Genomic DNA, 13,179 nt, shown 5'->3' on the forward strand with positions numbered 1-13,179 from the left:
ACCGCGGAAACCCCACGACACCGCACAGCCCCGACGTCGACCCCTCGCCACGCTCGCGCACCGGCCAAGGTCATCAGGACGGTGCCGACCCTGGTCCTTCTCTGTATGGGAGCGGTGATGTCCCGCGGGCTGGTGCCGCACCCGCCCCGGAGCTGCGCCGCTGAATGGAAGAGACCATCGCGGGCCGCGGCCGAGCTGTCCCATCCACGGAAGGAGAACGATCATGGCCACGATTCCCGACCCGCACGTGGCGATGGTGCGCCCGGTGACGCCGCATACCCCGGAGGGCTGCGAGGAGTGTCTCAGGGAGCATTCCCCGTGGGCCCACCTGCGGCTCTGCCTCACCTGCGGGCACGTCGGCTGCTGCGACTCCTCACCCCTCAAGCACGCCAGGCGACACGCGGGCAGCGCCGCTCACCCCGTCGTGCAGTCCTTCCAGCCGGGAGAGGACTGGCGCTGGTGTTACGTCCACGAGGCCCCGGTCTGATGAGCGCGGCCGAGCACCAACACGGGGCGGTCCGCGAGACACCGGACCGATACGGGGCGTTCCCGCGCCTGACACCGGAGCAGCTCCAGGACCTGACCGCCCACGGTGAGCGCCGCAGGACCGCCGAGGGCGAGGTGCTGTACCGCGAGGGCGAGCCGTTTCGGGAGTTTCTCGCGATCCTCAGCGGAGCCGTCGAGATCCTCCACGACCACGGCGGGCCCGACGAGCGCACGGTGGCGGTGCACGGACCCGGCAGGTTCCTGGGTGAACTCGGGCTGCTGGAGGGCCATGGGGCATTCGACACCGCCGTGGTGCGCGAGGCCGGCGAGATCCTGGCCGTACCGGTGGAACGGCAACGAGCCCTGGTCGGCAGCGACCCCGTCCTCGGCGACCTGATCCTCCGCGCCTACCTGGGCCGCAGGTACCTGCTCATCGGCCTCGGTGCCGGCTTCCGGATCCTGGGCTCGTGCTATTCACGGGACACGCTGCGGCTGCGTGAGTTCGCTGCCCGCAACCGGCTGCCCCACCGCTGGGTGGATCTGGAGAGGGACAAGGAGGCGGAGGCACTGCTGCGCCGGTTCGCCATCCGTCCCGAGGAGACACCGGTGGTCCTCTGGAAGGGCGAGCGGGTGCTGCGCAATCCGAGCAACGCCGAACTCGCCCGGCTCATCGGGCTGCCCGCCCCCTCGCCCGAGACCGGACGGTGCGACGTGATGGTGGTCGGCGCGGGCCCCGCGGGACTCGCCGCCGCCGTGTACGGTGCCTCCGACGGCCTCACCACGGTCACCGTCGACGCCGTGGCCACCGGAGGCCAGGCCGCTACCTCGTCACGCATCGAGAACTACCTCGGCTTCCCGTCGGGCATCTCCGGGGGCGAGCTCATCGAACGCGCGGTGCTCCAGGCCCACAAGTTCGGTGCCCGCCTCATGGTGCCGGCGCAGGTCAGCGGGCTCACCCCGCAGGACGATGAGTACGTCGTCACCTTCACAGACGGGTTCCGGGCCCGGGCCGGCGCCGTGGTGCTCGCCTCGGGCGTGTGGTACCGCAGGCTCGAGGTGCCCGGCATCGACCGCCTGGAAGGCATCAGCGTCTACTACGCGGCGACGGTCCACGAGGCCAGTCTCTGCCAGGCGGATCCGGTCGCCGTGGTCGGCGGCGGGAACTCCGCCGGGCAGGCGGCGCTGTTCCTCGCCAACCACGCGTCCAGGGTCCACCTCCTCGTCCGGGGCGGTGACCTCAACGCGGACATGTCGCGCTACCTGGTGGACCAGGTGGAACGGCACCCCAAGATCGAGGTGCTGCTCCACACCGAAGTCCGGGGCGTCTGTGGGGAAGAGAGGCTGGAGTCGCTGATGGTGGAGGACAGCGCAAGCAGTGAGCGCCGCGAGCTGCAGGCCGCGGCGCTGTTCGTGTTCATCGGGGCCCGGCCGCGCACGGAATGGCTCAGGGGCGTGCTGGCCCTGGACGAGAAGGGCTTCGTCCTCACCGGCGCCGACGCCCAGGCGGCGGCCGACGCGAACCAGTGGGCCTCGCTCGGCCGCGATCCGATGCTGCTGGAGACCACCCTTCCCGGGGTCTTCGCCGCCGGCGACGTCAGGAGCGGCTCGGTGAAACGGGTGGCCTCGGCGACCGGTGAAGGCGCCATGGCGATCCGCCTCGTGCACGAGCACCGGGAAAGGAGGGGCAACCTGGTCACCACCGGCCCTGAGGGACGTCGGCCGGTGGCGGGCCAGTCGGTGTCCTCGCGATGATGGCGCGGGCGGCCGTGGCCGCGCGAGGTGACGGATCAGGGCCCGCGCACCGGGGTGGGTGACGGCTCCGGCGACGAGGAGCCCCGCGCCTCCTGGAGCGGGAAGTAGTCCCCTGGCCGCGTGGAGCGCCGCCACACGTATGCCGCTGTCGCCATGACGAGGATCAGCCCTGCCAGGATGAGCAGTTCGATCCCCTCGACGTTCCACCGGAAGGACTTCTCCGCCTCGGCCGTCACGATGAGCACCTTGCGGATGCCGGCAATCAGGCCGACGACGAGGAACGGCTCCGCGTCGAGGGTCTGGTTCCTGATGGTGAGGCGGACGGTGTGGAGCAGCTCGGCCACGATGAACAGCACAAGGCCGTTGTCCAGGGCGGAGAGAACGACCGTCTCCTCCTGGTACGGCCCCTGGATCGACCTGATGACGTCGTGGACGACCCCGACGGTCAGGAGGCCCGCGAGCAGTACGAGGAGCGCCGCGACGACGAGGTGGATGCCGTCCTCGATGAGCTGCAGGAGGCCCTGTACCCGGCCTCCGCCTTCGATCTTCGGGAGTTTGGGTCTCACAGTCGGCATCCTAGGGGCGCCCCGGCCAGCAGGCGCGGTGTGCTGCCAAACGGGTGGACGAGGGGATTCCTCCCTGGTGGCAGCCTGGGGAAGGGGCGAGGCACGACATCACCGACCGAGTCCTACCCCGCGGCAGGAGAAGGCAGGGCCGAAGCCCGGCCTCGTTCCTCGCCGCCGCTGCGGCCCTGCACGCCACAGACGACGCCCTGCACGCCGCCGGGCAGGAGACCTCCGACACCCCCGCCGCCAGCCCGGGCGCGGAGCAGGCGGTGGCTTCCCTGCTGCTGCGGCAGGCCCGCGAGCAGCTCGCCGGACGGGAGACCGGCCTGATCGAAACGGCCAGGCACGCGGGAGCAAGCTGGGCCGTCCTCGCCCGTCCCCTTGGCGTTCGCCAGCCGCCAGGCCGCCGAACGCCGCTACCTGCGCGACCGACCGGGCCCCGCCGGAGCCACCGGCGAACAACGCGTCCAGGCCGCCCGCGACCGCCGCGCCGCCGACCGCACCCAAGCCGAATGGGCCCGCCGCAACGCCGCCGACTTGCGCCGCATCGCCGGCCAGATCACCGCCCTCACCGACCTCCCCACCGTCGCCCGCCACTCGCTCGACCGACTCCGCGCGGCCCTCGCCACGACGACCCCGCTTGACCCGCTGCCAGGGCGCCGACTCCCCGTTCGGTCTCGTGGACGGCCTCGACGTCGACCGTGACATCGACCATGGCGCTGACGACCACTCCGCCGCGGTCGACCACATCGTTCCAATTCACTCCGAAGTCATGCCGATCGATACGCGTCGTGGCGACGAAGCCGGCGCGCCGCCTGGGCCCGAGGTTCCGCCCCTCCTCCCACCAAGAGGTGTCCCACTGTCCCAAGTTTTCCGGCTGCCGCGGTTCGGCGGCGGCCATCGGGGCGACCCTGGGCATCCAGGCCCGACGAATGGATTGCCGGCAGCCCTATGCGATCAATCCGATGTTTGACGCAGGACCAGGCAGAGGAAGCCGAAGCTGTCCCGGTATCCGTGCAGCCACTGCGAACGCTGGGCGGTGGCAGTTTCCAGTACCTGTGCGGCGGCCGGATCGTCAGGGTGGTCCAGAGCCCATGCGGCCAGCGAGCCCCAGCAGGCCCACTCGTAGGCGTCCAGCTCACCGCGGGTGCTGACGTGGCCGTGGACAGGGGTCCATCCGTCGGCGACGACGGTGTCCACCGTGGTCGCCAGGTCGGCGAGGTCACCGAACAACTCGACGGCCTCCGGTGAAGGGGCGCGGTCCCAGAACGACTCACCGATGAGAACGCGGCCTCCGGGAGCCAGGTGCTCGCGGGCTGCCGCGAGGGTGGGGAGGAGACCGCCGAAGGCGTGCGTGGCGCCGACGCTGATGACCAGGTCGAACGGCTGGGGAGAGTCGAAGTCCGCGGCCTCCTGCCGGTGGAGGACCAGGCGCTCGCCGACTCCGAGTTCGCTCGCTGCCCGGCGGGCCTGCACCAGGGAGACGTCGGATACGTCTACGCCCTCGGCGCGCAGGTGCGGGCGCGCCGTCAGGGCGCGCAGGAGCCATTCCGCCGTGCCGCATCCGAGGTCGAGGACTCGCTCGTCGCCCCGCGGGAGCCCGTGTGCGAGCAGCCGGCTGACCGAGTCGTCGTCGAGCGGAGACTTTATCGGGTGGCCGGCGTGGGCGATCTTGGAAATCTGTTCGCGGCTCATCGGCGCGGCGTGCCCCGTGTCGAGGAGCAGCTTCGCGGCCACCGCCGTCCCGTCGGTGCGGATCGTGTCGGCGACGGCCTTCGCCCGTGCTTCCGTCTCGGGAGTCAGGGCCGTCTCGAGTGCGGCTGACAGGGACTCGAAGGTCGGGGTCGGGCCGTCGTGTGTCGCACCGATGCCCAGGTCGGCCACGCGGGCGGCCCAGTGCGGCTGGTCCACGAACTGGGGCACCACCACCTGGGGTGCACCGGCTCGGGCGGCGGTGGTCGTGGTGCCCGCGCCGCCGTGGTGCACGACGGCGGCGACCCGGCGGAACAGGGACTGGTGGTTGACGTCGCCGACGGCGAAGCAGTCGTCCGAGTCGTCCACCAGACCCAGGTCTGCCCAGCCGCGGGAGACGAGCACGCGACGGCCCTGCGCGCGGGCCGCCTCGACGGCTGTCCGGGCGATGTCGGTGGCCGTGCTCATGGGCATGCTGCCGAAGCCGACGTACACCGGCGGGGTGCCGGCGTCCAGGAACGTCTCCAGGTCGGCGGGCAGGGGGCGCTCGTCGGGCAGGATCCACGCGCCCGTCTGCACGAGGTCGAGGTTCGTCAGCTGCTGCCACGGACCCAGGACCGGGTCCACCGCCAGCCACGGCCGTTCGCCGAAGACGTGGTCGCGGACGCTGTCCACCGGCGGCAGGCCGATCGCCGCGCGGTGGGCGTTGAGGGGCTGGCGGTAGAGGGCGTTGACCTTCTGGGCGTCCAGGTCCCACAGGGCCTGGTTGTCGGTCATGTCGGGCGGAGCCGGCGGGCCGGGCCGCGCCGACGGTCGGTAGTGCGCCGAGGGCATCTCGAACGGGTGGAAACCCGCGTACACGTAGCGGATGCCCAGCTTCTCGGCCACCGAGCGGGCGCCGGCCGGCATCAGACCGCTCGCCACCAGCACGTCGCAGCCCTCGGCCGCCTTGCCGACCGTGTCGAAGTGCGCGGCGACCAGCTCGGCCGCGAACGCCGCCGCGTCCGACGGCGGCGCTCCCGTCCGCAGCGCGCGCACGTCCCGCCCGAAGGGCACCAGCTCCGCACCGACACCGGCCACCAGCTCCGCGAACTCCTCGTCCGGCGGTGCGCACACGCGCACCTCCGCCCCGAGCTTCCGCAGCTGCGCCGCCAGTCCCGCCAGCGGCACGATGTCGCCGCGTGATCCGTACGCCATCAACAGCACACGCATGTCGTCATTCTCATTCCTGTGGACGCCGGCCTCGGCCGGCAATCGTGCGGCAGGACCCGGTCTTCCGGGTCTTGCACCGGGCCCTTGGGCCGGTTCGTGTCGGGTGGTGGTGGCCGGGCGTCTGCCCGGGCCGCGTGGGTGTGTCAGGAACTTGCGGGCCCGCCTGGACCTCCTCAGCTGACGGTGTCGAGGAGCAACTTTGCTGCCAGCATCGCCCCGTCGGTGCGGACCGTGCCGGCGACGGCCTTGGCCCGGCTGCCGGTATCCGGGTCCAGGGCCGTCCTGAGCGCGGCCGACAGGGACTCAGCGGTCGGAACCGGGCCGTCGTGAGCCACGCCGATGCCCAGCTCGGCCACCCGGGCGGCCCAGTACGGCTGGTCCGCCAGCTGGGGTACCACCACCTGCGGAGCGCCGGCCCGAGCGGCCGTCGTCGTCGTACCCGCGCCGCCGTGGTGCACGACGGCAGCCACTCGTCCGAACAGCTGCTGGTGGTTGACCTCGCCGACGGCGAAGCAGTCGTCCCGGTCGTCGATGAGGCCCAGTTCCGCCCAGCCGCTCCCGACGAGGACCCGGTGGCCCTTCGAGCGGACCGCCTCGATGGCCACCCGGGCAGCCTCCTGGCCTCCTCGCACGGCCATGCTGCCGAAGCCCACGTACACGGGCGGCGCGTCGGCCTCCAGGAAGGCCACCAGATCCGCCGGGAGCGGCCGCTCGTCGGGCAGGACCCACGCGCCGGTCTGTACGACGTCGAGGTCCGGCGTCTGCAGCCACGGGTCCAGCACCGGGTCCGTCGCCAGCCACGGCCGGTCGCCGAAGGCGTAGTCGCGGACGTTGTCCACCGGGGGCAGGCCGATCGACGCCCGGTTGGTGTTGAGAGCCTCACCGAACAGCGAGTTGATGCTCTGGGCGTCCAGCTCCCACAGTGCCCGGTTGTCGGTCACCTCCGGTGGGAACGGCCGCCCCGGGTACGCCAGCGGCGGGCGCTGCGGCGAGGGCAGCGTCAGCTGCTGGAAGATCACGGACACGTAGCCGATGCCCAGCTTCTCGGCCACCGACCGCGCCCCGGCGATGGCGGGCATCGCGCCCGTCGCCACCAGCACGTCGCACCCCTCTGCCACCGCGGGCATCACCTGGAACTGACTGGCAATCAACTCAGCTGCGCGCTGCGGCAGGTTGGCCTTCGACGGCGGCGGCGCCGCAGTCGTCAGCGCGCGCGCTGACTGGCCGACGCCCACCACGGACACGCCTATTCCGGCCAGCCGCTCCGCGAAGTCCTCGTCCGGCGGCGCGCAGACCCGCACCTCCGCGCCGAGTTCCCGCAACCGCACCGCGAGCCCCACCAGCGGTTCGACGTCCCCACGTGACCCATATGTTGACAACAGCACACGCACTTCTTGAATCTCCTGTTTTCCGTGGTCCAGCGAATGGTGCTGCCTTCACCCTGCACTCAAGACGGCGAAGGCAGCGGGAACGATCAGCCGTGTCTCTTGAGTCATCGAGCCCAGGGCAGTTCACGGGTGCCCTCGGTGCCGGGAACGGAGGCGACCCCGTCGGCGGGCATCGAGACGTGGGCCTCGGCCCGTTCCAGGGCGTGGATCCGGCGGAGACGGCCTGGCGGCAGGATCAGGGTCTGGCCGGCCGCGACCTTCACCGTATGGCCGCGGCAGGTCACCTCCAGCGCGCCCGCGGTGACCGTCCAGACCTGCTCGCGGCTGATGGAGTGCTCGGGGCCGGTGGCGCCGGCGTCCATCGTGACCGTCCAGGTGCTGAGTTCGGTGCTGCCGCGGCTGGGGGCCGCCAGACGGGCCATGGTGGCGTTCGGGGAGATGGTGACGTGGTCGGTGGAGGGCGTGATCACGACCATGGCGGTGCTCTCGTCGTCGCCGGCCGGATCGGCGTCGGCGGCGGCCGCCCATTCGACGAGCTGGACGACGACACCGTTCGGGTCTGTCATCTGGAACAGCCGTTCGCCCCACGGTTCTTCGCGCAGCGGCATGGTGATGGGGGCGCCCGCCGCGCGCAGCCGGGCCTCCTCCGCCGCGAGGTCGGTAACGGTGAGTGCCAGGATCAGACCGGCCGCCCGCTGGTCGCGCTGCTCGGGCGGGAGGACGTCCGTACCTCCGCGGAGCAGGACGACGTCGACGGCGGCGTCTCCGCGCGTCAGGGACACGAAGCTGTCGTCAGCCATGGCCACTTCGTAGCCGAGGTGGGTGCACAGGAACGCGCGGGAGGCGTCCACGTCGGCGACGGTCAGGGAGAGGGTGGAGGAGGAGACGTTCATGACAGCACCTTCGCAAAGTGAGTGATGGCGAACCCGGAGTCGAACGCTCGCGTGCCGACCCGGTCGTCGACGACGGTCACCGCAGGATCGGGGCTCATGAGCGTGCGGGAGGCCACGTACTGCGTCAGGTAGGCGTACGGGCTGGTGAGCCCGGCCTTCAGGCCCGGGTCGTAGGTCGCGCGGCCCCCGGGCCCTGCGATGGAGCGGTCCAAGGTGGCGGATATGTAGGAGATGAACCTGCGCACGTGCTTCTCGCTTCTCGCTTCTTCGAGTCGGAGGTGGGGTGAGGGCGGGGTGGGGGTGGAGATGGAGGTGGACACGGATCAGGTCGCGGGCACGTCGAGCTGGAGCTCGCACGTGCGCCGGTAGGAGCGGAACCCCAGTCGGTGGTTGACCGCCAGCATGTGGACGTTGTCGTCGGCGTTGTCCGTCTCGATCTCGACGACGCCGGGGTACTCGGCGCGCAGCCGGTGCACCATGGCGGTCTTGACCCACAATCCCAGCCCGTGGCCGCGGTGTTCGGGCACGACCGCCGTGTCGTACTGCTGGACCCGCGGCGGCGCTCCGTGGGGGATCAGGATCTCGGTGTAGCCGGCCACGGTGCCGCTGTCGTGTACGGCGGCGACGGTCAGCAGCGTGTCCCCGCGGTCGGCGACCACCGCGGCCATGGCGCGAACGCGGTCCGCGTCCCACGCCACACTGCCGTAGTCCAGGTCACCGACGGGCATGTCGTTCATCGCGTTCTTGGCCGCGGCGAAAGCAGCGGCGAGGTCGTCGGGGACGGTTCCGGTCCAGCCGGTCAGCCGGTAGCCGGGGTGCTCGGCATCGGCGATCCGGAGCAGGTCGGCCCGGTCCGTCTCGTCGAGGCGCAGCACGAGGTGGCTCAAGGCCAGTGCTCGGCGGAAACCCCACCGTTCGCTGAAGGCTTCGCCCGGACCGTCGGCCGCGGCCGTGGTGATCAGGCTGCGCCGGTTCTCGGTGCGGCAGGCTGCCACGACCGCTGACAGCAGGAGGGAGCCGGTTCCCCGGCGGCGGTGTGCGGGGTCGACGTGGAGTTCCAGTTCGGCCAGGTGCTCCTGGCCGGGGGAGGTGAACACCCGCAGGCCGGCGACTCCGACAGGGACGCCGTCCGCACCGGTGGCCAGCCAGGTCAGCCGGCGGCTGCCCAGAGCAGGCCGGGTGAGCTGGGCGTGGATCTGTCCGGGGTCGGGGGTCGGAACTCCGGGCAGGTCGTGGGCCGTCGAGGCCGCGACGACCTGATGCCACGCGATGGCTTCGGCGGCCGAGACGTGCTGGAGCGGGTTGACTTGTACTGATGTGGGCAAGGTGATGGCCTTCGTGGTCGAGTCGGTCGTACGTCGGGTACTTGGAGTACTTCGGGTACCTGGGGCACTTCGGGTACTTCGGGCGTTCGTCCAGTCGGTGTGGCGCACGAGCGGCCAGTCGACGTCGACACGGGCAGCCGTGGCGAGGTAGTTGGTGAAGACGTTGAGAGCGACATGGGCGATGACCTCGACGATCTGCCCGTCGGACAGGCCGGCGTGCCGGGCCGCGGCCAGCTGCTCGTCGGCAACGGTCCCGCGGGCACGGACCGTCACGGCGGCCAGCTCCAGGACAGCGGCGGCCCAGGGGTCGTCGGCCTTGCCCCGGCGTGCGCTGGTGGCCTCGGCCGCACTCAGCCCGGCCGTCCTGGTCCCGCGGAACGCATGCACGGACAGGCAGTAGTCGGACCCGTTCTCCTGCGCCACCAGCAACGCGATGCTCTCGCGCACGTCCGCCGGCAGGGTTCCCTCCGCGCTCAGGGTGGTGACGACGCCCAAGTACCCCTTCAGTACGGCCGGGCTGTTGGCCATCACCCTGGCCAGGTTGGGGATGACCCCCAGGGCCCGGTGCGTGGCGGTGAACAGAGCTGCGGTTTCACCGGTCGCGATCTCCGGTTCAACGGTGTGGAGTGACATGCCGGTAACCCTGCAGGTTGATCTTGATACATTCGCGATGCTTCTTCGATGCACGCACTGGTGACCCCGGGAGTAACGGAATGCGGTTCACGATCCTCGGTCCGGTGGAGGCCGTGGCTCCCGGTTCGGATGCGCCTGGTCTGGCACCCCGTCATCGCGCGGTGCTCGCCTACCTGTTGCTGCATGGCGGGGTCGCGATCAGTACGGATCGCCTGATCGACGCGATGTGGGGGCCGCTGCCGCCGGATTCCGCCCGCGCGCAGATCCAGACCACGATCGCCGCGATCCGACGGATGCTGCGCGCTTCGGAAGCCGACGGGATGCTGGCCACGCGACCGGCCGGGTACGTGATCACCCCCGAGCGGGGGCAACTCGATCTGGACGAGTTCACCAGCCTGACTGCCAGCGCAGCGGCCGTCTCCGACGACCCGGGGGACGCCGCGGACCAGATACGTGCCGCGCTCGCGCTGTGGCGGGGAGAGCCGCTGGCCGACATCACCGCCCATTACGTCCAGAGCGCCAGAGCGCGTCTGAACGGGCAACTGCTGACCGCCGTCGAGCGCCTGGCCGAGCTGGAACTGGCCCGGGGGCGGCACGACGACCTCATCGACGAACTGTCCGTCCACGCAGCCGCCAACCCCTTGCGGGAACGGCTCTGCTGCCAGCTGATGCTCGCCCTGCACCGCGCCGGACGCCAAACCGACGCGTTGGACGTGGCAAGAACCTTCCGGGCGACCCTGGCCGATCAGCAGGGACTGGACCCCGGCCACGCGTTCAGCAAGCTCGAACAGGACATCCTGCGGGACGCCCCCGATCTGCGGCCGCCGGTCACCGCGCCGGCGAAGCCGCAGGGGATCAACTTCCTGCCCTACGACGTCCCGGACTTCACCGGACGCGAAGACGAGCTGGACGGCCTGATCCGCCTGTGGTCGGGCGACAACGGCGGCGTCGTGACGATTTCGGCGATCGACGGGATGGCCGGCGTCGGCAAGACGACGCTCGCGGTCCACGCGGGGCACCGCCTCGCGGACCACTTCCCGGACGGACAGCTCTTCATCGACCTGCAGGCGCACACCGCCGGTCAGGTGCCGCTCGACGCCGGTGCCGCGCTCGAGATCCTCCTGGGCCAACTCGGCGTGCCCACCCAGCAGATACCCGCTTCGGTCGCCGATCGCGCCGCGATGTGGCGGTCCGAGCTCTCCCGCCGTCGTGTGCTGACCGTGCTGGACAACGCCCTCGGCGCCGACCAAGTACGCCAGTTGCTGCCCGGATCCTCCCGCGCCCTCATCCTGATCACCAGCCGCCGGCGGCTGACCGACCTGGACGGGGCGCATGCCCTGTCCCTGGACGTGCTGCCCGCCGCGGACGCCTTGGAGCTGTTCACGGCGATCGTCGGCGAACGGGCGGGCGCCGAACCCCTGGCCGTCCTCGATGTCCTGCAGCTGTGCGGATTCCTGCCGCTGGCCGTCCGAATCGCCGCCGCCCGCCTGCACCACCGCCCGCGCTGGACCGTCGCCTACCTGGCCGACCGGCTCCGCGACCAGCGCCGCAGACTCTCCGAGCTGGCCACCTCGGAGCGAGGAGTGGCAGCGGCGTTCACGCTGTCCTACGAGCAGCTGACTCCGGATCAGCAGCGCATGTTCCGGCTCCTGGGGCTCCAGCCGGGCCGTGACATCAGCCCCGAGGCGGCGTCCGCGCTGGCCGACCTCCCGCTCGAGCAGGCCGAGACGCTCCTGGAAGACCTCCTGGACGCCCACGTCCTGACCCAGCACCAACTCGGCCGGTACACCTTCCACGACCTGCTGCGCGAACACGCCCTCGCCACCGCGGCCGCCCAGGAACTTCCCAACGCCCAGCGCGAGGCCCTCGGCCGGCTGTTCCACCACTATCTCCACACCGCGTGCGCGGCCATCGACCACCTCTACCCCGAGGGCAAGAACCGCAGGCCGCGAATCCCCGCGCCGGACACCCCGGCCTCGCTCCCGCGGGACGAGGCCGAGGCGATCGCCTGGCTGGACAGCGAACGCGTGAACCTCATGGCGTCCGCCCAGTACGCGGCCGAGCACGACTGGCTCCCGCACACCAGCCAACTGGCCGCCACCTTGCACCGCTACCTGCTGGGCCACGCCCACCAGGCCGACGCGCTGGCCCTCTGCGGCCTGGCACTGCGAGCCGCCCGCCGGAGCGGCGACACGGCCGCCGAAGCCCGCACGCTCATCGATCTCGGCCAGGTGCACTTCTGGTGGAACGGCGCCTACGAGCAAGCGGCCGAGCACTACCGACAGGCCCTGGACCTCGCGCGCGGGATCGGCGACCAGGGGGTCGCGGCCGGCGCACTGCAGGCCCTCAGCACCGTCTTCAGGCGGCGGCGGGAATACGACCAGGCCCACGACCACTGCGCGCAGTCGCTCGCGCTCTTCCGGGAGCTCGGCGACCGCGGTGGCGAAGCCAGATGCCTGACCGACCTCGGCATCGTCCACGCACGCCAAGGACGGTACGAGGACGCCCACGAGCACCACCGGCAAGCGCTGCACGTGTACCGCGAGACGGGATCCCGCATCGGCGAGACCGTCGTGCTGAACAACATCGGGCTGCTGTGCCAACGACAAGGCCGCCACGACGAGGCCCGGCGCCATCACCACCAGGCCCTGGAGCTGAGCCGGAGGTTCGACTTCCCGGGAGACGAGGCCGAGTCGCTCAACGCCCTAGCGGAGGCCGCCCGGTCCCTGGGCGACCTCGCCCAGGCCGCGGCCGAGCACGACACCGCGCTGACCCTCGCCCGCGAGTTCAGCTACCGCCCCGAGCAGGCCCGCGCCCATGACGGCCTGGCGCACGTTCACCGCGACCTCGGCCGCATCGACTTCGCCCACGACCATGCCCGACAGGCCCTTGACCTTTACACCGCCCTCGCGGTCCCCGAGGCCGACGAGATCCGCACCTTTCTCACCGGGCTGCCGCCGACACCGCAGGAGGCGGGCACCATCGAGGATGCGCTGAACTCCACCACCGCGTCGTCGTAGCCGAGGATCGTCTCGGCGGCGGCACGGTCCGGCCCTGCGCTGACTCCGCGGGTCCGGACGGAGACGGGCAGGCCGCGGTCGCCCGAGGCTTGACCGCCGGCCCCCACCCGCTGGAACCCACCCCCGAGGTACTCGGCAGACTCGGCGACGCGGAAGTCCACCGCACCGCCCTCTCCGAAACACTGCTACTCCTGGGAGACAGGCACACAATC

General features: G+C 71.5%; 10 protein-coding genes and 2 pseudogenes. 4 read left to right on the forward strand and 8 right to left on the reverse strand.

What is annotated here, in order from left to right; all coding sequences use genetic code 11:
• Window positions 1-223 precede the first annotated feature (223 nt).
• Together ACGFYQ_RS10775 and ACGFYQ_RS10780 are read left to right on the forward strand one after the other, a co-directional pair.
• Window positions 224-487, forward strand: a complete 264-nt coding sequence (locus ACGFYQ_RS10775; protein ID WP_393742213.1) for a UBP-type zinc finger domain-containing protein — start codon at window positions 224-226, stop codon at window positions 485-487.
• Window positions 487-2,238: an FAD-dependent oxidoreductase gene (locus ACGFYQ_RS10780; RefSeq protein ID WP_393743243.1), complete on the forward strand. Its 1,752-nt coding sequence runs from the start codon at window positions 487-489 to the stop codon at window positions 2,236-2,238. The genes ACGFYQ_RS10775 and ACGFYQ_RS10780 overlap by 1 nt, the downstream gene beginning before the upstream one ends.
• A gap of 35 nt (window positions 2,239-2,273) precedes the next feature.
• On the opposite strand, the gene ACGFYQ_RS10785 is transcribed toward ACGFYQ_RS10780, so the two are convergent.
• On the reverse strand, window positions 2,274-2,813 hold the full coding sequence (locus ACGFYQ_RS10785; RefSeq protein ID WP_393742215.1) for a phosphate-starvation-inducible PsiE family protein: 540 nt from the start codon (window positions 2,811-2,813) through the stop codon (window positions 2,274-2,276).
• Between the two features lie 98 nt (window positions 2,814-2,911).
• Here ACGFYQ_RS10785 and ACGFYQ_RS10790 point away from each other — a divergent pair.
• Window positions 2,912-3,467: pseudogene (locus tag ACGFYQ_RS10790) on the forward strand (type III effector protein); the annotation flags it as partial.
• Here ACGFYQ_RS10790 and ACGFYQ_RS10795 read toward each other — a convergent pair.
• From ACGFYQ_RS10795 to ACGFYQ_RS10825, 7 genes and pseudogenes are all read right to left on the reverse strand, one after another.
• The gene (locus ACGFYQ_RS10795) at window positions 3,373-3,723 is read right to left on the reverse strand and encodes a YceI family protein (RefSeq protein WP_393742217.1); all 351 of its coding nucleotides are present in this window, start codon (window positions 3,721-3,723) and stop codon (window positions 3,373-3,375) included. The pseudogene ACGFYQ_RS10790 and the gene ACGFYQ_RS10795 overlap by 95 nt on opposite strands.
• Window positions 3,724-3,761: 38 nt before the next feature.
• Window positions 3,762-4,499: an SAM-dependent methyltransferase gene (locus tag ACGFYQ_RS10800; protein ID WP_393743245.1), complete on the reverse strand. Its 738-nt coding sequence runs from the start codon at window positions 4,497-4,499 to the stop codon at window positions 3,762-3,764.
• An 18-nt stretch (window positions 4,500-4,517) separates the two neighbouring features.
• Window positions 4,518-5,708: pseudogene (locus ACGFYQ_RS10805) on the reverse strand (glycosyltransferase); the annotation flags it as partial.
• A gap of 173 nt (window positions 5,709-5,881) precedes the next feature.
• On the reverse strand, window positions 5,882-7,099 hold the full coding sequence (locus tag ACGFYQ_RS10810) for a glycosyltransferase (RefSeq protein WP_393742219.1): 1,218 nt from the start codon (window positions 7,097-7,099) through the stop codon (window positions 5,882-5,884).
• Between the two features lie 101 nt (window positions 7,100-7,200).
• Entirely contained in the window at window positions 7,201-7,989 is a 789-nt protein-coding gene (locus tag ACGFYQ_RS10815) for a VOC family protein (RefSeq protein ID WP_393742221.1), read from the reverse strand.
• On the reverse strand, window positions 7,986-8,234 hold the full coding sequence (locus tag ACGFYQ_RS10820) for a hypothetical protein (RefSeq protein ID WP_393742223.1): 249 nt from the start codon (window positions 8,232-8,234) through the stop codon (window positions 7,986-7,988). Before ACGFYQ_RS10820 ends, ACGFYQ_RS10815 begins: the two co-directional genes overlap by 4 nt.
• Before the next feature lie 78 nt (window positions 8,235-8,312).
• Window positions 8,313-9,947 (reverse strand): GNAT family N-acetyltransferase, encoded by a 1,635-nt coding sequence (locus ACGFYQ_RS10825; protein ID WP_393742225.1) that lies wholly within the window; start codon window positions 9,945-9,947, stop codon window positions 8,313-8,315.
• A gap of 80 nt (window positions 9,948-10,027) precedes the next feature.
• Here ACGFYQ_RS10825 and ACGFYQ_RS10830 point away from each other — a divergent pair, with 80 nt between their 5' ends.
• Window positions 10,028-12,967, forward strand: a complete 2,940-nt coding sequence (locus tag ACGFYQ_RS10830; RefSeq protein ID WP_393742227.1) for a BTAD domain-containing putative transcriptional regulator — start codon at window positions 10,028-10,030, stop codon at window positions 12,965-12,967.
• The last annotated feature ends 212 nt before the right edge of the window (window positions 12,968-13,179 follow it).

Origin of the sequence: Streptomyces sp. NPDC048258, assembly GCF_043201995.1 — a bacterium.
Taxonomy (GTDB): Bacteria; Actinomycetota; Actinomycetes; order Streptomycetales; family Streptomycetaceae; genus Streptomyces.